Origin of the sequence: Streptomyces sp. NPDC059373 (assembly GCF_042751495.1) — a bacterium.
Classification (GTDB): domain Bacteria; phylum Actinomycetota; class Actinomycetes; order Streptomycetales; family Streptomycetaceae; genus Actinacidiphila.
This window is the reverse complement of the sequence record NZ_JBHYXC010000004.1, coordinates 246453-264950: the sequence shown is the minus strand read 5'-3', so window position 1 is coordinate 264950 and position 18498 is coordinate 246453. Positions and strand designations below refer to the sequence as shown.

General features: G+C 70.7%; 21 protein-coding genes. 5 read left to right on the top strand and 16 right to left on the bottom strand.

Annotation, left to right across the window (positions count from 1 at the left end; all coding sequences use genetic code 11):
• Positions 1-49: 49 nt before the first annotated feature.
• From ACFXJ5_RS11350 to ACFXJ5_RS11325, 6 genes are all read right to left on the bottom strand, one after another.
• Entirely contained in the window at positions 50-352 is a 303-nt protein-coding gene (locus tag ACFXJ5_RS11350; protein ID WP_384630033.1) for a hypothetical protein, read from the bottom strand.
• A 136-nt stretch (positions 353-488) separates the two neighbouring features.
• Entirely contained in the window at positions 489-1727 is a 1239-nt protein-coding gene (locus ACFXJ5_RS11345; protein ID WP_384630031.1) for a beta-ketoacyl synthase N-terminal-like domain-containing protein, read from the bottom strand.
• Positions 1724-3010, bottom strand: coding sequence for a beta-ketoacyl-[acyl-carrier-protein] synthase family protein (locus tag ACFXJ5_RS11340; RefSeq protein WP_384630029.1), 1287 nt, complete (start codon positions 3008-3010; stop codon positions 1724-1726). The genes ACFXJ5_RS11345 and ACFXJ5_RS11340 overlap by 4 nt, the downstream gene beginning before the upstream one ends.
• 17 nt (positions 3011-3027) lie before the next feature.
• Positions 3028-3888: a cupin domain-containing protein gene (locus tag ACFXJ5_RS11335; RefSeq protein WP_384630027.1), complete on the bottom strand. Its 861-nt coding sequence runs from the start codon at positions 3886-3888 to the stop codon at positions 3028-3030.
• Entirely contained in the window at positions 3885-4151 is a 267-nt protein-coding gene (locus ACFXJ5_RS11330; protein ID WP_384630025.1) for a hypothetical protein, read from the bottom strand. The genes ACFXJ5_RS11335 and ACFXJ5_RS11330 overlap by 4 nt, the downstream gene beginning before the upstream one ends.
• A 101-nt stretch (positions 4152-4252) precedes the next feature.
• A complete protein-coding gene (locus ACFXJ5_RS11325; protein ID WP_384630023.1) occupies positions 4253-4567 on the bottom strand; it encodes a helix-turn-helix transcriptional regulator in 315 nt (104 codons plus the stop codon).
• Between the two features lie 151 nt (positions 4568-4718).
• On the opposite strand from ACFXJ5_RS11325, the gene ACFXJ5_RS11320 reads away from it, so the two are divergent.
• The 3 genes from ACFXJ5_RS11320 to ACFXJ5_RS11310 all read left to right on the top strand — a co-directional run bounded on the left by ACFXJ5_RS11320 (position 4719) and on the right by ACFXJ5_RS11310 (position 6250).
• Positions 4719-5465 (top strand): SigB/SigF/SigG family RNA polymerase sigma factor, encoded by a 747-nt coding sequence (locus ACFXJ5_RS11320; RefSeq protein WP_384630078.1) that lies wholly within the window; start codon positions 4719-4721, stop codon positions 5463-5465.
• A gap of 165 nt (positions 5466-5630) precedes the next feature.
• Positions 5631-6029, top strand: a complete 399-nt coding sequence (locus ACFXJ5_RS11315) for a carboxymuconolactone decarboxylase family protein (protein ID WP_384630021.1) — start codon at positions 5631-5633, stop codon at positions 6027-6029.
• A gap of 17 nt (positions 6030-6046) precedes the next feature.
• Complete coding sequence (locus ACFXJ5_RS11310; RefSeq protein ID WP_384630019.1) at positions 6047-6250, top strand: hypothetical protein; 204 nt, start codon at positions 6047-6049, stop codon at positions 6248-6250.
• 20 nt (positions 6251-6270) lie between these two features.
• On the opposite strand, the gene ACFXJ5_RS11305 is transcribed toward ACFXJ5_RS11310, so the two are convergent.
• The 5 genes from ACFXJ5_RS11305 to ACFXJ5_RS11285 form a co-directional block, all read right to left on the bottom strand.
• Positions 6271-6909 carry a response regulator gene (locus ACFXJ5_RS11305; protein WP_384630017.1) on the bottom strand — a complete coding sequence of 213 codons (639 nt, stop codon included), beginning with the start codon at positions 6907-6909 and terminating at the stop codon, positions 6271-6273.
• Positions 6906-8120, bottom strand: coding sequence for a sensor histidine kinase (locus ACFXJ5_RS11300; RefSeq protein ID WP_384630015.1), 1215 nt, complete (start codon positions 8118-8120; stop codon positions 6906-6908). The genes ACFXJ5_RS11305 and ACFXJ5_RS11300 overlap by 4 nt, the downstream gene beginning before the upstream one ends.
• A 15-nt stretch (positions 8121-8135) precedes the next feature.
• A complete protein-coding gene (locus tag ACFXJ5_RS11295) occupies positions 8136-8900 on the bottom strand; it encodes an ABC transporter permease (protein WP_384630013.1) in 765 nt (254 codons plus the stop codon).
• Positions 8900-9835 (bottom strand): ABC transporter ATP-binding protein, encoded by a 936-nt coding sequence (locus ACFXJ5_RS11290; RefSeq protein WP_384630011.1) that lies wholly within the window; start codon positions 9833-9835, stop codon positions 8900-8902. The genes ACFXJ5_RS11295 and ACFXJ5_RS11290 overlap by 1 nt, the downstream gene beginning before the upstream one ends.
• 171 nt (positions 9836-10006) lie before the next feature.
• Complete coding sequence (locus tag ACFXJ5_RS11285; RefSeq protein WP_384630009.1) at positions 10007-10597, bottom strand: lytic polysaccharide monooxygenase; 591 nt, start codon at positions 10595-10597, stop codon at positions 10007-10009.
• A 123-nt stretch (positions 10598-10720) separates the two neighbouring features.
• On the opposite strand from ACFXJ5_RS11285, the gene ACFXJ5_RS11280 reads away from it, so the two are divergent.
• Positions 10721-11605: a hypothetical protein gene (locus ACFXJ5_RS11280; RefSeq protein ID WP_384630007.1), complete on the top strand. Its 885-nt coding sequence runs from the start codon at positions 10721-10723 to the stop codon at positions 11603-11605.
• Positions 11606-11632: 27 nt separating this feature from the next.
• Here ACFXJ5_RS11280 and ACFXJ5_RS11275 read toward each other — a convergent pair whose 3' ends face one another.
• On the bottom strand, positions 11633-12532 hold the full coding sequence (locus ACFXJ5_RS11275; protein WP_384630005.1) for a LysR family transcriptional regulator: 900 nt from the start codon (positions 12530-12532) through the stop codon (positions 11633-11635).
• Between the two features lie 107 nt (positions 12533-12639).
• On the opposite strand from ACFXJ5_RS11275, the gene ACFXJ5_RS11270 reads away from it, so the two are divergent.
• Positions 12640-13500, top strand: coding sequence for an aldo/keto reductase (locus ACFXJ5_RS11270; protein ID WP_384630003.1), 861 nt, complete (start codon positions 12640-12642; stop codon positions 13498-13500).
• 304 nt (positions 13501-13804) lie between these two features.
• Here the strand turns inward: ACFXJ5_RS11270 and ACFXJ5_RS11265 are convergent, their stop codons facing one another.
• From ACFXJ5_RS11265 to ACFXJ5_RS11250, 4 genes are all read right to left on the bottom strand, one after another.
• Complete coding sequence (locus ACFXJ5_RS11265) at positions 13805-14833, bottom strand: LacI family DNA-binding transcriptional regulator (protein WP_384630001.1); 1029 nt, start codon at positions 14831-14833, stop codon at positions 13805-13807.
• Between the two features lie 73 nt (positions 14834-14906).
• Positions 14907-15944, bottom strand: a complete 1038-nt coding sequence (locus ACFXJ5_RS11260) for an ABC transporter permease (protein WP_384629999.1) — start codon at positions 15942-15944, stop codon at positions 14907-14909.
• The gene (locus ACFXJ5_RS11255) at positions 15941-16909 is read right to left on the bottom strand and encodes an ABC transporter permease (protein ID WP_384629997.1); all 969 of its coding nucleotides are present in this window, start codon (positions 16907-16909) and stop codon (positions 15941-15943) included. Before ACFXJ5_RS11255 ends, ACFXJ5_RS11260 begins: the two co-directional genes overlap by 4 nt.
• Positions 16906-18486 (bottom strand): sugar ABC transporter ATP-binding protein, encoded by a 1581-nt coding sequence (locus tag ACFXJ5_RS11250; protein ID WP_384629995.1) that lies wholly within the window; start codon positions 18484-18486, stop codon positions 16906-16908. Before ACFXJ5_RS11250 ends, ACFXJ5_RS11255 begins: the two co-directional genes overlap by 4 nt.
• Positions 18487-18498: the final 12 nt, after the last annotated feature.

The window sequence follows — 18498 nt, the reverse complement described above, 5'->3', positions numbered from 1 at the left end:
CCCACGGATTCCGTGGGGGACAAGGCTCAGGAACCGCGCTGGTGCAGCGTCAGTTCTGGAAGGCGCCGATGTCGGCGAAGTCCGACAGGCCTTCCTTGTGCCCGTCGATACTCTTCGACTTCTCGTTGCACTGCTGACCCTGGAAGCTGTTGAGGATCGGCACCGGGACGGCGGCCACGCCAACACCGTTGAGGACGTACTTGGCGTCGATGCAGGGGTGCGGAATCAGGTTGGTGTTCGCCGAGTAGTTACCGCCCGAGTTGTCGGAGGCCATGGCGGCAGGGGCGATGGCGCCCGCGGCACCGGTGGCGGCGACTGCGAGCGAAGCGCAGGCGAGAGCCTTCTTCAGCATTGGTTATTTCTCCTCTGAGTTTCGACGACGCCAGCTCCGGACGCCGACACCAGGTGAAACGCCTCAAGGAGAGGGACGTGACGGCTATTACCGCATGAAGGTCGATCTTTCACTCTCCAGCCGGATATAACCCGGCTTATACGAAAGCACCAAGTACGACCGCGCTGTTGAAGCCGCCCGTCCCCCGCGCCACCACCAGCGCCGTACGCAACCGGGCGGGCCGCAACCGCCGGGTGACCAGGCGGATGCCGTACCGCTCCAGGCTCGCCGTCTCGTCGGCGCCGGCGGTCGGGGGGATGACGCCGGAGCGCAGGGCCAGCGCGGCGGAGGCGGTGTCCAGGGCGCCGCCGCCCGAAGTGAGCCTGCCGACGGCTGACTTCGGCACGGTGACCGGCAGGTCGGCCAGCCGGGGGCCGAAGACCCGGCGCAGGGCGGCCGCTTCGGCCGCGTCGCCGTCGTGGTCGCCGGCGCCGTCGGCGAAGACCACGTCCACGTCGTCCGGTTCGCGGCCGGCCGAGGCCAGCGCGGTGGCGATCGCCCGGGCCAGCTGGACGCCGTCCGGGGCCGGCGCGGTGTGGTGGTGGGCGTCGTGCGTGGCGGCGTGGCCGAGGAGTTCGGCGTAGATCCGGGCTCCGCGCGTGGCGGCGTGCGAGCGCTCCTCGAGCACCATCAGGGCGCCGCCCTCGCCGGGCACGAAGCCGGCGGCGTGCGGGCTGAACGGCAGATACGCCCGGTCCGGATCCTGGCCGCGGTAGACCGTGTGCAGTGTGCTCTGGCAGGTGAGTGCGAACGGCGACAGCGGGGCCTCGGTGCCGCCGACCAGGACCGCCTTGCTGCCTCGCCCCAGCAGCCGCCAGGCCTGCTTGAGCGCGTCGAGGCCGCCGGCACCGTCCGCAGAGACCACGCCGCAGCCGCCCGTGAGGCCGTGCTTGATGGAGATCTGGCCGGTGCTGGCGGCGTAGAACCAGGCGATGGACTGGTAGGCGCTGACCCTGCTGGGGTGCTCGGCCCACAGCCCCTGCTCCTCCTTCTGACCGAACTCGTTGCCGCCGGAGCCGCTGGCGGTGACCACCGAGAGCTGGAAGTTCGGGTGGTCGGCAGGGTTGAACGCGGCGTCGGAGAGCGCCATTTCGGCAGCGGCCATCGCGAACCAGCTCCAGCGGTCGGTCTGGACCCGGAGCCTGTTGGCTATCCAGGTGGCTGGTTCGAAACCGGTGACCTCCCCGGCCACGGCGATCGGCGAACGGGTCGCGTCAGGCCGGGCGAGGCGGCGCAATCCGCTCCGGCCGGTGAGGGCGGAGCGCCAGTACGGTGCGGTGCCGATGCCGGTCGGGGCGATGACGCCGACGCCGGTGAGAACTGCCCTGGTGCTCATATACCGGCCTCCGCCGCTGGGAGAACCGCCGAGAAGACCATCGCCGACTGGAAGCCCCCGAAGCCGCTGCCCACCGACAGCGCGTGCCGCACCGGCTGCTCCCGGGCGGAGACCGGCGTGTAGTCGAGGTCGCACTCGGGGTCGGGATGAACCAGGTTGGCGGTCGGCGGGATCACGCCCCGGTCGACGGCCAGCGCGCAGGCGGCCATCTCCAGGGAGCCGATGGCGCCGAGGGAGTGGCCGATCACCGACTTGATGGAGCTGATGGCGACCTTGTAGGCGTGGTCGCCGAGGGCGCGCTTGTAGGCGGCGGTCTCGTGGCGGTCGTTCTGCGCCGTGCCGGAGCCGTGGGCGCTGATGTAGTCGAGCTGGTCGGGGCGGACGCCGGCCTCGGACATCGCGGAGATGATGGCCTCGCCCAACTCGTAGCCGTCGGGGCGCAGTCCGGTCATGTGGTAGGCGTTGGCCCGGCTGTCGTAGCCCCGAACCTCGCAGTAGATGTGCGCGTTCCTCGCCAGGGCGTGGTCGAGGTCCTCCAGGACGAGGAGCGCGCTGCCCTCGCCGAGTACGAAGCCGCTGCGCTCCTTGTCGAAGGGCGTGGAGGCCTGTTCGGGGTCGTCGCCGCCGGTCGTGGTGGCGCGGATGGCGTCGAAGCAGGCGACGGTGATCGGGGAGATCGGGGCGTCGCTGGCGCCGGCGAGCATGATGTCGGCCTCGCCGTCCCTCATGGCCTGGAAGGCGTAGCCGATGGCGTCGATGCCCGAGGTGCAGCCGGTGGAGACCACGCCGGAGGGGCCGTGCAGTCCGTAGCGCAGCGATATCTCACTGGCGGCGGACGAGGGGTGCATGGCCCGGTAGAGGAAGGGCATGCCGTGGCCCGGGTCGACCTCCCAGTGGCGGCCGTGATCGCTGGCGACGACGTACTCGTCCTCCAGCGTGACGGTGGCGCCGACGGCGGTGCCGAGGCTGACGCCGATGCGCTCGCAGTCCTCCTCCTCGGTGCGCAGACCGCTGTCGAGCAGCGCCTCGGCCGAGGCGGCCAGGGCGAACTGCGCGAAGCGGTCGTTGCGCCGGATCTCCTGCGGGGTGAGGCCGGCCGCGACCGGGTCGAAGTCGCATTCGGCGGCGATCGGCGAGCGGTATTCGGTGGGGTCGAACCGGCTGATCCGGCGGATGGCCGGGCGGCCACCGACGATGCGGTCCCAGAACGCCTCGCGTCCCACGCCGCCGGGCGCGACCGCCCCCACGCCCGTGACCACGACCCTGCGCTCGTTTGTGTGCACGACCCGGCCTCCTCCGGTCACCGGTCGACCAGTTCGCGGACGACCCGGGCGGCAGCCTCTTCCCTGCTCTCGGTGTCCACGTGCCCGAGGTCGGGGCGCGGCGCCAGCGGGCCGAGGAAGAACACCGCGCGAGCGGACTTCCCGGTCTCGTTCACCACGCGGTGCCTGACGTTGCGCGGCACGAGCAGCGCCTCGTCCTTGCCCACGACGTGCGGCACCCCCTCCAGGTCGAGCCGCAACTCGCCCTCCACGACGACCAGATACTCCTGGGAGTACGGGTGGTAGTGCTCGGCCACCGCCTCGCCGGGGCCCAGCAGCACGATGCCGCAGAAGCCGTCGGTGGTGCCGACCGACCCGGGGGTCAGCAGGGTGCGCAGGTCACCGCCGCGCCGGTTGTCGGGCTTGACGTCGGAGATGTGGACGGCGCGGGTGCGGCGGGCTTCGAGGCGGTCCTTGATGAGCTGGAGCTGCACCTTGGAGTTGCCGTTGATGCGGTGCCGCATGCCCTCGTCGTCGACCGGGGCGTCGGGCTTCATCCGGAAGTCCTGGACCCAGCGCATACGGGTCTGCTCCGGTCCCAGCTCCTCGTACTGCCAGAAGATGTTCATGAACTCGAACGGGCCGGTCTCCACGCGGCGGGCGCGGACGGTGCGGCTGGCCGGGTCAGTGGTGCGCTCGGAGACCCAGGACCAGACGCGGCCCTTCTCGTCGGGGTGCATGGTCAGCCGGAAGGTGACCGTGTTCCCCTCCTGGCCGATGATCTCGGCCGCGGCGTACTCACTGAAGAGGTCGGGCCAGGAGGCCACGTCGTTCGTACGGGTCCAGACATAGGTGAACGGAGCGTCGATGACGATCTCGTTCTCGGTGTGCGCGGTCATCGTCCGGCCACCGCCTCTTCGACCATACGGCGCAGCTGCGCCGGGGTGGTCTCGGGAGTGAGTCGCTCCTCGACATCCACCGCCCAGCGCTCGACGACGCGCGCGGCGATCTCGGTGCGGGCCAGCGAATCGAGATCGAGGTCCCGGAAGGAGTCCTCGAAGACTCCTGCCCCCACCGGCGGCTCGGCGCCGACGGCGAGCAGCAACCCCGCCAGGTCGCTGTCGGTGAACTCTCTCAGCTGACTATCGGTCACAGACGTCACGGGTACCTCCAACCAGACGGCCGATTAATCACACAAACGGTCCCCACGGATGGGGAACGCGTCACGCGACGGCCGCCGGGTCCACCCGGACGGGGGACTCGCTACTCGGTCGACTCGGGATCATGTGCGAAGACATTCAGCAGGTCGCCGACGAAGTGCTGAGCCTCGGCGGGGTGACGGAAATGACCGGTGGGGTTGATCGTGTACTGGTTGCGGCGACCGACCCTGACCTTGCTCAGATACCCGCCGGCCACCAGATCGGCGACGATCCCCTGGGTCGCCCGCTCGGTGATACCGGCATGGACCGCGACATCCCGGAGCCGCGCGTCCGGCTTCCGCGACAGTTCGAGCAGTACGCGGGCGTGGTTGGTCAGGAATGTCCATCGGCCGTTGGAGTCGGGGTCCGGGGTGGTCATGCTCTCCCTCGTGGCGATCTGTGCGTACGATCTACTGACCCGCAATTGACGAATTTCATTTCACGTATCCATTGACAGGGTACCGCCCGGGCGTCACGATCGAAAGGTGATTGCACACGACAGCGTCGAAGCACGTGACCTGTCCAAGGTCATGTTCGCCCGGCTGAGGGAACTCGAAGAGGGCACGTACGAGTACCAGTACGTGCGCAACACGCTGATCGAGCTCAACCTCACGCTGGTGCGCTATGCCGCCCGCCGTTTCCAGTCCCGGAGCGCGCAGCTGGACGACATCATGCAGGTCGGCACCATCGGGCTGATCAAGGCCGTCGACCGCTTCGACATCCACCGTGGCGTCGAGTTCACCAGCTTCGCCCTCCCCACCATCGTCGGGGAGATGAAACGCTTCTTCCGGGACACCAGCTGGGCCGCGCACGTCCCGCGCCGGCTCCAGGAGGCCCGGATCGACATCGCCCGCGCCACGGAGGCGCTCGGCAAACGGCTCGGCCGCGACCCGACGGCGGCCGAGCTCGCCGACGAAGTCCACCTCACCGAGGCCGAGATCGTCGAGGCCCAGGTCGTCACCGACAACGCGTACACCGCGTCGTCGCTGGACGCCACCACCGCGGAGGACGAGGGCGAGGGCGCCCTCGCCGCCCACCTCGGCCACGTCGACCCCTCCCTGGAGCGCGTCGACAACCTCATCAGCCTCAAGCCGCTGATCGCCGAGCTCGACGAACGCGACCGGATGATCCTCTCGCTGCGCTTCGGCGACGAACTCACCCAGGCCGAGATCGCCGACCGCATCGGCGTCTCCCAGATGCACGTCTGCCGACTGCTCAAGCGCATCCTCGCCACCCTCCGCGAAGGCCTGCTCGCCGAGGCCGAAGCCTCCGGCTAGCCGCTGGTGAGGCGGGTGGCAGGCACCATTCGGTCGTGCTTGACTTGACGCAGAGGCCCGTGAGTGCCGCGGGGTTCATGCCCGAGCGGATCCGGCGTCTTCCAGCTCGTGACCAGCACGAACGGGCCGGGTCAGGCACGCGGTGCCTCTGAGGAGGTAGCTGTCATGGCTACTGCCACGGTGAACCGCGGCGAGATCGAGGCCGACATCAAGCAGACCCTCGGCCTTGTCCCGCACTTCTTCCAGCGGATCCCGACCGAGCTGCTCGGACCCGAGTGGGAGATCTTCAAGAAGATCGAACTCGGCGAGACCCTCATCCCGAACAAGTACAAGGAACTCATCGGCGTGGGCCTCCACTCGGAGACCAAGTGCCACTACTGCAGCCTCTTCCACACCGAGGCCGCGAAGCTCTTCGGCGCCACGGACGAGGAGATCCAGGAGGCCGTGCACTACGCGAAGGCGAGCCTCGGCTGGAGCGCCTACATCAACGGCATGCAGGAGGACTACAACCAGTTCGCCTCCGAACTGGGCCACATCGTCGACTACGTACGCTCCCAGGCCTGACCGATGGAGCTGGACCGATGGAGCTGGAACGCATTCGTCCGACCGTGCTCCGGGGCACGTTCCACGTCTACGAACTGGCCGCACTGATCGCGGCGGCCCGCTTCGTGGCGGAGACCGCGCCCCCGGACGTCCCCGCCGAATCGCTCGACCAGCTCCGTCAGCTGCTGGCCGAGTACGACCAGCAGATCCGCCATCAGGCGGCGCCACAGGCCCCGGGCTAGGTCCTGTCCGACGGAGGGCCTCAGGGGGCCTGGATCCAGCCGCGCTCGCGGGCGATACGCACCGCCGCGTGGCGGTTCTCCGCGGAGAGCTTCGCGGCGGCGGCCGACAGGTAGTTGCGTACGGTGCCCGGGGAGAGCGAGGCACGGCGGGCGATGTCGGTGATGGGCGCCCCGTCGGCGGCGAGTTCCAGCAGTTCGGCCTCGCGGGCGGTCAGGGGCGAGTCGCCGGCGCTGATGGCGTCGGCGGCCAGCTCGGGGTCGACGTACCGGCCGCCGGCGTGCACGGTGCGGATGATCTCGGCGAGCCGCTGGGCCGACACGGTCTTCGGTACGAAGCCGCGCGCCCCTGCCGCGAGGGCCCGCTTGAGCTGGCCGGGGCGGCCGTGGCTGGTGACGATCATCGTGCGGCAGGCGGGCAGTTCGGTGCGCAGCGCGGTGGCGACGGCGACGCCGTCCCCGACTCCTGGTCCGCCCGGCATCTGCAGGTCCAGTACGGCGACGTCCGGCCGGTGCGCCAGGGCCATGGCGATGGCCTCGGGCCCGGAGGCGGCTTCGGCGACGACCAGCAGATCGTCCTCGTACGACAGCAGCGCGGCGACCGCGCCCCGGATCAGGTGCTCGTCGTCGGCGAGCAGTACGCGGATGCGTTCGCCGCTCATCCGGTCGCCCCGCTCACGGCCGCCGTCAGCCGGAAGGCCCCGGCGCGCGACTCCGCGGCCAGGGTTCCGCCCAGCGCGGCCAGCCGTTCGCGCAGGCCCGCGAGGCCGGAGCCGGTGGGTCCGCCCGGGCCGCCCGGCACCGGGTCGGGGACGCCGTCGTTCTCCACGGCGAGGACCACGGAGGGGCCCACGGACAGCCGGATGGTGCAGCGCCGCGCCTCGCTGTGCCGCAGCACATTGGTCGTGGCCTCGCGGATGACCCAGCCGAGGGCCGCCTGGATCTCGGGCGGCAGCGCGCTTCCGTCGTCGCCCTCGGCCTGGCCGTCGATGCCCGCCGCGCGCAGGACGGACAGCGCGCCGGCCAGCTCCACCGCGAGGTCGGCCTCGCGGTAGCCGCGTACGACCTCGCGCACCTCGCGCTGCGACTCCCGCGCGATCCGCTGCACCTCGACCATCTGCTCGGCCGCCTCCGGCCTTCCCCGGCGGGCCAGTTGCACCGCCAGCTCGCTCTTCAGCGCGATCACCGCCAGGTTCCGCCCCATCACGTCGTGCATGTCGCGCCCGAACCGCAGCCGCTCCTCCGCGACCGCGAGCCGCGACTGCAGCTCACGGGCCGCGTCCAGCTCCCATACGGCGCTGACCAGCCAGGCCGAGAAGCCGCAGGTGAACACCCACCCGACGGCGCCGAAGAGTACGGAGACCGAGCACCCGAAGGCCTCGCCGCTCGGAAGCCCCAGCGCCATGCCCACCACGCCCGTCCCGACGGCCGTGCCGAGGACGGCGTACAGCATGCCGCGCGTCCCGCGGATGCCCAGCGCCAGCGCGCCGAGCCCGAAGCAGGTGAAGCAGGCGACCGGCACGGGCACGTCCGCGGGGTCCGGGATGGTCCCGGCGGCGCGCAGCGCCAGCGTCGCGACCGCGCCACCGGCCGACACCACGGCGACGGCGACGAGCAGCCGGCGGGGCCGGTCGCGGCGCCCGAGAATCCAGTCCAGGGCCCTGGCCGACAGCACCGCGCACAGCACGGCGTGCACGGCCACCAGAGCGGACAGCCCGGCCCGGAGCCGGACCGCGGTGTCCGCCTGGGAGAAGAACGTCAGGCCGACCACGCCCACTTCGAGCACCGCGAAGGAGTGGAACGACCACCGCGTGTACAGCTCGATCCGGGCGGGATCGCTTCGCCGGTCCCACCAACCCGTCAGTCTCGACATCCGTCCCCCCGGTGGTCAGCGGCGCGGTTCCCAGCGGAACCACCGTCGTACAGCAAACACGGCCAGCACCGTCCAGGCCAGCGCCGTACCCAGCGCCCCCAGCACGTCGTGGGCCGTGACGCCGCCGAGCCAGCCCGCCCGTACGAGCTCCATCACCGGCGAGACGGGCAGCAGCCGGCACAGATTGGCGAGCGGGTCCGGCATGGTGTCCAGCGGGATCATGAGTCCCGAGCCCGCGATGGACAGGCCCAGCAGCGGCAGTGTCGTGATCTGGGCCAGCTCCACATTGCGGGTGATGACCGTGGACACGGCGGCCAGCGCCGCCAGCAGCACGACGCCCAGGGCGAGTCCGGCCACCAGCAGGTCGGGCCTGCGGGGCGCGCCCAGGTCCAGCAGCAGCACCCCGGACGCGACCAGCGCCACGCACTGGGCCAGCGCTATGGCCACCGCCGGGAGGGCTGTGCCGGCCAGGATCTCCAGATCCGTGGGCTCGCCGGTACGCAGCCGCTTGAGCACCAGCTCCTCGCGCCGGGCGACGTAGGCGGTCACCAGGTTGTAGTAGACGACGATGACCAGGACGAAGCCGATGCCGCCGCTGATCGACACGGCGTTCGCGTCGAGCCCGGTCCGGCCGAGGTCCATCTGTGCGATCATGGGGCGCAGCAGCGCCACCATGCCGAGCGGTAGCAGGAGCGCGGTGAGCATCGCCGTACGATTCCGCCACAGCAGCGTCAGTTCGGCCCGCCCCAGGGCGGTCACCCGTCCGGTGGGAGTGGTCATCACTCGGCTCCCTTCGTCGCGTCCCCGGCGATCGCCAGGAACGCCTCCTCCAGCGACGCCGTCCGTGCGTCCAGCCGGTCCAGCGTGATGTCCTTGTCCTCCGCCCAGCGCAGCAGCGCCGTCAGCGACCTCTGCAGCCGGTCGGTGTGCAGCAGGATCCGCCCGTCCCGTACTTCGTGCCGGAGTACGCCCAGCGCGGGCAGCGGCGGCAGGTCGCCCGGGAACCAGCCCGCCGGCAGGGCGAAGGAGATCCGGGCCGGGCGGGCGCCCGTGACCTCGGCCGGGGTGCCGGAAGCGACGATCCGGCCCTCCCGCATGATGGCCAGCCGGTCGGCGAGGGCCTCGGCCTCCTCCAGGTAGTGCGTGGTCAGCAGCACGGTCGTGCCGGCCGCCTTCAGCTCCCGTACCAACTCCCAGGTGTCGCGCCGGCCTTCCGCGTCGAGCCCGGTCGTCGGTTCGTCCAGGAACAGCACCTCCGGCCGGCCCAGCAACGCCAGACCCAGGTCGAGGCGCCGCCGTTCGCCCCCCGACAGCTGCTTGGTGCGTACGCCGCTCCGGGCACCCAGCCCCACCATGGCCAGCGCCTCGCCCACCGGCCGGGCGCCGCTGACGCACCCGGCCCACATCCGCGCCGTCTCGGCCACGGTGAGGTCCGACGGGAAGCCGCCCTCCTGGAGCATCACCCCCACCCTCGGCCGCACCCGGGCCCGTTCGCCGTAGGGATCGTGGCCCAGGACGTGGACCGCGCCCTCGCTCGGCCGGGCCAGCCCTTCCAGCAGTTCGACCGTGGACGTCTTCCCCGCCCCGTTGCTCCCCAGCAGCGCGAACACCTCGCCACGCGCCACCTCGAAGGACACTCCCCGTACGGCTTCGAAGCCGCCCCCGTACCGGCGGCGCACTCCGGCCGCCTCGATCACGCTCTCCCCGATTTCCATGGCTCAAGCGTCGGGCCGGGCGGCGGCCGGGGGCAGTGCGGACTGTCATGAGTGGCGATGACGAATGTCATGCGTCCCGCAGGGCCGCCGTCGGCCAGGGCTACTGACGCGGCGAACGCGCCGTCCGCACGAGGCGGACGGCGCGGGGAGCCCGCTGGAGGTGCGTACGAACTAGAACTGCACGTCCGAGCAGGCATAGAAGGCGTTGGCGGTGTCGGCGATGGTCCACACGGCGACGATGAGGTGCTTGCCGGTCCTGCCGGTGGGGATGGTGCCCTGGTGTGAGGCGGTGGTACCCGGGCGGGCGCCGTTGTAGGGGACGATCAGGAAGGGCGTCGTGTCCAGGCTCGCGCGGGTGAGCGGCTTGGTCGGGTCGTAGCCGGACTTGGTGATGTAGTAGCGGAAGTCGGTGGTGGCGTGGGACGCGGTGAACCGCCAGGTGAAGGTGTAGCTCTGACCGCCGGTCACCTTGGTGGCCGGCCACTGTCCGCTGCGCGGGTCGTCGAGTTGGGCGAACCGGCTGTTGCCGCCGGCGCAGATCGTGCCGTCGGCGGGTCCCGCCGAGGGGAAGCCCTTGGGGCCCTCGACGCTCTGCGGTTCGTACTGGATGTCGCCGCAGTTGGTGACCGTACCGTTGGCGCAGAGGGCCTGCCGGCTGATGGGGCTGTTGGTGTAGCCGTGACTCTGGGCGCTGCCGGTGGCGAGGACGGAGACGAGGGCGACTCCCAGGCCGATCACGGCCGCGCTGATCTTCTTGCGCATGCTGGCTCCTGGAGAACGTGGGGGAGTTCCTGGGGCGTGCGGGGGCGCGAGCTCAGCGCATTAAGGTCTAGACCAAGTTCAGGTTAGGGCACGCTATTTGAACATGTCCATACCATTGAGCAAGTGGATCGCCGCGTCTCACGCGGTCAGGAAGCGCTGCGCCGTCGCGGCCAGGGCGATCGGCGTCTCCTCGATCGCGTAGACCCCGACGGCCGTCGGGTGTACTTCAACTGGCCTGCGGCTCCGTACGGGGTGCTGGCCGAACGGACCCTGGTCGACCCGGCCCAGCTGATCGAGGTCCCGCACGACCTGGAGGACGCCGTCGCCGCGGCGCTGGGCAACGCGGGCTGGGCCGCGTGGCTGCCGCTGGCCTGGCGGGCCGCGCTACAGCCCGGCGAGCGGGTGCTCGTCCTGGGCGCCACCGGAGTCGTGGGCCGCCTCGCGGTACAGGCCGCCAAGCTGCTGGGAGCCGGCCAGGTGATCGCCGCCGGCCGCGACACCCGGGCGCTGGAAGAGGCGGGAGCGGCGGAAGCGGTGCGGGCAGAGCCGGAAACCAGGTCGGCGCCGGCCCGGTCCGCGCTCGGCCTGGACATCACAGCGCCGGCGTCGGTGACACTCGGCAGTACAACGCCGGGTGGAACGATCAGCGCGCACCTCGGGTCGGTGACGGTCGATACCACCCTCGGCGGTTCCTGGACGGCTACGGTATCCGCGACGAACTTCACGACGGGCGGGCATACGACCGCCGAGACTATTGCGAAGAGCCTCGTGTCGTACTGGTCGGGCCCCTTCACCTCGAAGACCGGCCTCGGCAACCCGACGTACACCCCGGGGCAGGCGACAGCGGCGCAGGCACAGGCCCTGGACGTCCCCCGCACCGCATTCCACGCCACAGGTCTTCTGGGGGTCCTCGAGACCTTGACCTGGAATCCCACACTGGTGGTCTCGGTGCCGGCCGCGGCCGTGGCCGGCACCTACAACGGTACGGTGACCCACTCCGTCGCGTGACGCCGCGTGGGGCCCTGCGTCCCCCCGTCAGCCGACCAGGGCGGCGGCGCGGCGGCCGCTCTTCGTCTCCTGGACCTCACGCAGCAGCGCGGCCGCCGCCGCGCTGGTCGGGTCACCCGTCACGGTGATCGTCTCCCAGGCCGGTACGGTCCCGCTCAGCCCCACGAAACGCACCTGGTCGGTCTTGGCCGCGAACGACTGCGGTACGAGTGCCACGCCGAGCCCGAACGTCACCATGTCGAGCAGCGAGTGCACGTCGGTCACCTCCAGCGAGACGTGGCGGTCCACGCCTGCGGCGGCGAGCGCGCCGTCCACCAGGTCCCGGGTGCCCCAGTCCGGCAGGAAGTCCACGAACTGCTCCCCCCGCAACTCCGCCAGCCCGACCTCCTCCCGCGACGCCAACGGATGGCCGGGCGCACAGGCCAGTACCAGCGGTTCACTGGCGAGCGGCCCCACCACGACGTCGTCCGGGCACCGGGCCGGGCGCGACACGAACGCCACGTCCAGCCGGCCCGCACGCACCTGCTCGATCAGTTCGGCGGACCCGCCCTGCCGCAACCGGATCTCCAGACCGGGGTACTCGGCCAGGAAACGGCCGAGCACGGCCGGCAGGTGCACCACGTGCAGGCACTGCAGCGACCCGATGGCCAGGCTGCCGCGGAGCAGCCCCTGCACCGCCGCGACCGCGTCCTTGGCGGCGTCGGTCGCCGACAGCGCCCGCCGGGCCTCGACCAGCAGGACCCGCCCCGCAGGGGTCAGCTCGACCTGCCGGGTGCTGCGCAGGAACAGCGGCGCGCCCAGTTCATGCTCGAGCGAGCTGATCGAGGCCGACAGCCCGGACTGGGCGATGTGCAGACGCTTGGCCGCCCGGGTGAAGTGGCACTCCTCCGCGACGGCGACGAAGTACTTGAGTTGTCGGAGTTCCATGATTCATCACCAGGGCTGCTCAAAGGGATCGGTTTCTCCTGTTGGACAGCTTAATCACACGGGCGCACGCTGGGGAAGTACCAGCAGATCTCCAAGGAGGACCTCCCATGCAGACTCGCCGCATCGGTGACACCCAGGTCAGCACCATCGGTCTCGGCGGAATGCCGATGTCGATCGAGGGGCGCCCCGACGAGCAGCGCTCGGTCGCGACGGTCCACGCCGCGCTGGAGGCGGGCGTGACGCTGTTCGACACCGCCGACGCCTACCACCTCACCGCGAACGACGTCGGGCACAACGAATCCCTGATCGCCGGCGCGGTGGCCAGCTACGGCGGCGACACCTCCGACGTACTGATCGCGACCAAGGGCGGTCACCTTCGTCCTGGCGACGGCTCCTGGACCCTGAACGGTTCGCCGGAGTACCTGAAGAAGGCCTGCGACGCATCGCTCAAGCGGCTCGGCGTCGAGGCCATCGGGCTCTACCAGTTCCACCGGCCGGACCCGAAGGTCCCCTACGCCGACTCGGTCGGGGCGATCCGCGATCTGCTGGACGCGGGCAAGATCCGCTACGCCGGCATCTCGAACGCCAACCCGGACCAGATCCGGCTGTCCAACGAGATCCTCGGCGGCCGGCTGGTGAGCGTCCAGAATCAGTTCTCCCCGGCCTTCCGCTCCAGCGAGCCGGAGCTCGAGCTCTGCGCCGAACTGGGCATCGCCTTCCTGCCGTGGAGCCCGCTCGGCGGGATCACCCAGGCCGGTGAACTGGGTTCACGCTTCGCCGTCTTCGCGGAGGTCGCCAAGGCCCACGGCGTGAGCCCCCAGCAGGTCTCCCTGGCCTGGGCACTCGCCAAGGCGCCCGTCGTGATCCCCATCCCGGGTTCCTCGCGCCCCGAGACCATCCGCGACTCGGTCGCGGCGGCCGATCTCAAGCTGTCCGCCGACGAGTTGACCCGCCTCGACGCCGCCTGACGGAGCGACAGGCGGGTTGCCGCAGTGCGCCTCCGAGTCCTGTTCTGCCTGATCAGAAGGACCGTCCGCGATCACCCTTGAGGCGTCCTGCTGGTCCATCCCATGGCGCGAATCCTGTCTGCTGCCGGCAACAACCAGACCATTCGTCCGGCGGATCTTGTGGCGGCCGCGCGGGCCGGTGGCCGGGTTGTACCCACCCTCCCCCAGCTACCTCCCCCACGCTCCGGCCGGGGGTGCCCCCAGAGGTGTCTCCGTCTCGCTTCGCTCGCCCTGCGGATCGGTTGCCCACAACGGGCGATCGGGGTCAGGGCGTGCGGCGGGCGGTGGATTCGCGGACGAGCAGGCGGAATCCGGGCCTGGTCCGGCGGGGTTCGGGGGTGGGCGGGGCGGAGGGGGAAGGGGTCAGCCGCTGGACCAGGGCGTCGACGGCGAGTCGGGCGATGGCCTGCTTGTCGGGCGAGATGGTGGTGAGGGAGACCCCGCTGAAGCGGCCGTCCTCGATGTCGTCGAACCCGACGACGGCGACATCCTGGGGCACCCGCAGACCCCGCTCGGTCAGGGTGCGTATCGCGCCGAGGGCGATCAGGTCGTTGTAGGCGAAGACCGCGTCCGGTCGTTCGCCGCGGTCCAGCAAGGTGGCCATCGCGTCGGCGCCGTCCGTCCGGCCGTAGCCGTCGGTGGCGATGACCAGGGACTCGTCGGGGACCAGCCCGGCGGCCCGGATCTCCTCGCGCCAGCCCCGCAGCCGCAGGTGGGCGGGCTGTCGCTCGCTCTCGAACCGCGCGCCGAGGAAGGCGATGTGCCGGTGCCCGAGATCGAGTAGGTGGCGTACGGCGGTGCGGGCGGCCGCGACATTGTCGATCGCGATGTGGTCGTAGGGGGCGTCGTACTCGCGCTCCCCGAGCAGCACCAGCGGCGCGGTGTCGGCGCGGCCGAGCAGGTCCTCGGTCTCCAGCTCTATCGGGCTGAGGATGAGGCCGTCGATGACATGGGAGCGGAAGCCCTGGCAGACCAGGATCTCCTTCGCCCGTTCCCCGGCGGTGTGGTCGAGGAGAACGGTGTAGTCGTGGCGGGCGGCGGCGTCGATGACGGCCCCGGCCAGATCGGCGAAGTACGGATTGCTCAGTTCCGGAACGGCCAGCGCGAGAATTCCGGTACGGCCCTTGCGCAGATGGCGTGCGGTCAGGTTGGGGCGGTAGCCGAGTTCGTCGATCGCCTGCTGGACCCGTGCTCGCATGACCGTTGTGACATGCGGATAGTTGTTGACCACGTTCGAGACGGTCTTCACCGAGACGCCCGCTCGCAGTGCGACGTCCTTCAGGCTGACGCCCACGACGCTCCTTCTAAGTGCCCAGCCGTAGTGCACGGCGGTGTATGGCAGTGTATGTCCCGGGACCCGGCGTCCTTCATGTGGTCGTTCGAGCACGTCCGAGATAGCGCTGCGCCACGACCACCACGACCAGGAAACCGCCGCTGACCACGGACTGGTAGGAGGAGTTGAGGGAGCCGATCTGGTTGATGAGGTTCTGGATCACCCCGAGCAGCAGCACGCCCCACAGGGTGCCGCTGACCGAGCCGGCGCCGCCCACCAGGAGCGTGCCGCCGATGACGACGGCGGCGATGGCGTCGAGTTCCATACCGACGCCGACGATCGTGACCCCGGAGGACAGCCGGGCCGCGTTGAGCGCTCCCGCGAAGCCGGCCAGCAGGGCGCTGAGGACGTACACCAGCACGCGGGTGCGGGCCACCGGAAGTCCCATCAGGGTGGCGGCATCGCTGCTGCCCCCCACCGCGAAGAGCGATTGGCCGAACGAGGTGCGCTGCAGGACCAGGCCGCCCACGCCGAAGAGGCAGAGAGCGATCAGCACCGGATAGCCGAAGCCGCCCACGGTGCCCTGCCCCAACTCGGCGAAGGCCGAGCCGCGTTCCACGAGATTGGTCTTCGCTCCTTCGTGGGTGATGTTGAGCAGGAGACCCCGGGCGGCGAGCAGCGCGGCGAGCGTGACGATGAACGGCGGCATGCCGGCGCGTGCGATCAGCAGCCCGTTGACCGCTCCGATGGCCCCGCACACGGCGAGCGGCAGCAGCAGCGCGGGGAGCATTCCCCACTGCGACGCCCAGGCGGCGAGGACGCCGCCGAGGGCGAACACCGACCCGACCGACAGATCGATCCCACCGGTGATGATCACCAGGGTCATGCCCAGGGCGACGATGGCGAGGAAGGAGGCCTGGACGGTGATGCCACGGACGTTGTCGAGGGTCGCGAACGCCGGGAAGAGGAAGGACGAGGTCAGGGCGACCGCCACCAGGACGGCGAGGACGCCCTGCCGCTGGATCAGGAGGGCGAGACGCTGCCGGTCGGGGAGAGGGATTCGCTTCGGTACGGGGGCGGACGGCCGTGAATCCGCGACGGCGGCCGGTCGGGGGCTGGACAGCGGCTTCATCGGGATCGGCGCTCCCGGGCGACGTAGACGGCGATGAGGATGATGACGGCCTGCGCCATCTGTGTGGTCGAGTCGGGCAGGTCGTGCTTGATCAGCGTGGCCCTCAGCAGCTGCATCAACAGGGCGCCGGCCACGGTGCCGAGCACCCGGACCGATCCGCCGGTGAGCGGGGTGCCGCCGACGACAACTGCGGTGATGGCGGACAGCTCCATCAGGTTGCCGAGCGCCGACGGATCACTCGCGGTGAGGCGCGCGGTGGCCAGCACCCCGGCCAGCGCGGCGAGCACACCGCACAGGACGTACACGCCGATCAGGACCCGCCGCACCGGCAGCCCCGCGAGCGCCGAGGCGGCGCGGTTGCCGCCGACGGCGACCAGTTGCCGGCCGAAGGTGGTGCGGTGCACGATCCCGGCCACCACCAGCGCCAGGACACCGGCGATCAGTATCACCACCGGAACGCCGAGCACGCTGTTAGTCCCCAGCGCCAGAAGGTCGGGGTTCTCGATCTGCTTGAGCTGCCCGTCGGCGATCACCAGGGCGAGTCCTCGGCCGCCGACGAAGAGCGCGAGGGTGGCCACGATGGGTTGCAGGCCGATGCCCGCCACCAGGGTGCCGTTGACCAGACCGACGACGACACCGGCCAGCAACGCCACCAGCAACGCGGGGAACAGGCCGTATCCCAGGTAGAGCGGGAGCAGTGCCGTCGCGAGGGCCATGGTCGAGCCGACGGACAGGTCGACCCCCTCGGTGCCGATGACCAGGGCCATGCCCAGGGCGACGATGACCACCGGGGCCACCTGCACCAGCTGGGTGCGCAGGTTGGCGGCGGTGAGGAAGTGATCGGTGAACGCCGCGTTGTAGAGGAGCAGGGCCGCCACGGCGGCGTAGACACCGTACTTCTGCGGCCAGACGGAGATGTCGAACCGTCCACGGGCCCGTGCGCGCTCCAGCGTGGCCTGCGTCATCGGGCATCCTCCTCGTCATCAGCGGCGGGTACAGGGGAGTGGGCGGCGAGTACGTCGAGCAGTTCGCCCTCGGTGACCTGGCTGCCGGTGAGTTCGCCCGCTATAGCGCCGCTGTGCAGCACCACGATCCGGTCGGAGCCCTCGACGAGTTCCTCGATGTCGGAGGAGATCAGCAGCACGGCGAGTCCCTCCTGGGCGAGTTCGTCGATGAGTGCCTGCACCTCGGCCTTGGCACCGACGTCGATGCCACGGGTGGGCTCGTCCAGCAGCAGTACCTTGGGTGCCAGACACAGCCAGCGCGCCAGGAGCACCTTCTGCTGGTTGCCGCCGGAGAGTTCGCCGACCTTCTGCTCCGGACCGGATGCCTTGATCCGCAGCCGTTTCATGAACGTCTCGACGATGCGGTCCTGCCGCCGACGGGAGACCAGACCGGCCCGGGACAGCCTGGGCATGGCGGCGAGCACGATGTTCTCGCGCACCGACAGGCCCGGCACGATGCCCTCCGCCTTGCGGTCCTCCGGCAGCAGGCTGATGCCGGACCGGATCGCGGCGGCGGAGGACAGCCGCCGCAGGGTCCGGCCGGCCACACTGACCGTGCCCGAGTCCAGGGGCAGCGCACCGGCCAGCGCCTTCGCGGTCTCACTGCGTCCGGATCCGAGCAGCCCGCCGAGGCCCAGCACTTCGCCCGGCAGCAGATCGAGCCGTATGTGGTCCAGGACATGACGGCGGGTCAGACCGGAGGCGGTCAGCACCGGTTCGCGGGCCTGGGCGACGGCTCCGTGCTCGTCGTGGGCCTCGCCGAATCCGGTGACGCCATGGCGCCGTACCTCGGCGATCTCCCGGCCGAGCATGAGCGAGACCAGCCGCATCCGGTCGAGGCCCGCCAGGTCGCCGGTGTGGACCAGGCGTCCGTCGCGCAACACGGTGACGCGGTCGCAGATCCGGTAGAGCTCGTCCAGCCGGTGGCTGACATAGAGGACGGCGATCTGCCGCCGGTGCAGGTCGTCGATGACCCGGAACAGGGTCTCCACCTCACGTGGTTCCAGGGACGAGGTGGGCTCGTCCATGACGACGACCTGCGCCCGCACCGACACCGCGCGGGCGAGCGCCACCATCTGCTGGGTGCCTACGCCGAGCGAGCCCAGCGGCCGCCGCACATCGGCGGTGACCCCGAAGTCCGCCAGCAGAGCTGCCGCCTCCTGATGCATACGGGTGAAGTCGATCAGCCCGAAACCGTTCTTGGGCTCGCGGCCGAGAAAGATGTTCCGCGCCACGCTCATCAGCGGTACGAGGTTGACCTCCTGGTAGATCGTCGAGATTCCGGCCTGCTGCGCCTCGTAGGGGCGGGCGAACGAGACGCTGCGGCCGTCCAGGCGGAGCTCACCGGAATCGGGGCGGTGCACTCCGGTGAGTACCTTGATCAGCGTGGACTTGCCCGCGCCGTTCTCGCCGACCAGCGCGTGGATCTCACCACGGCGCAGCGTCAGGGAGACGTCGTCGAGAGCCACCACGCCGGGGAAGCGTTTGCCGACGCCGTGCGCCTCCAGCACAGCGGTGGCCTCTTCGGGGGGTGCCATGGGGTCAGGACG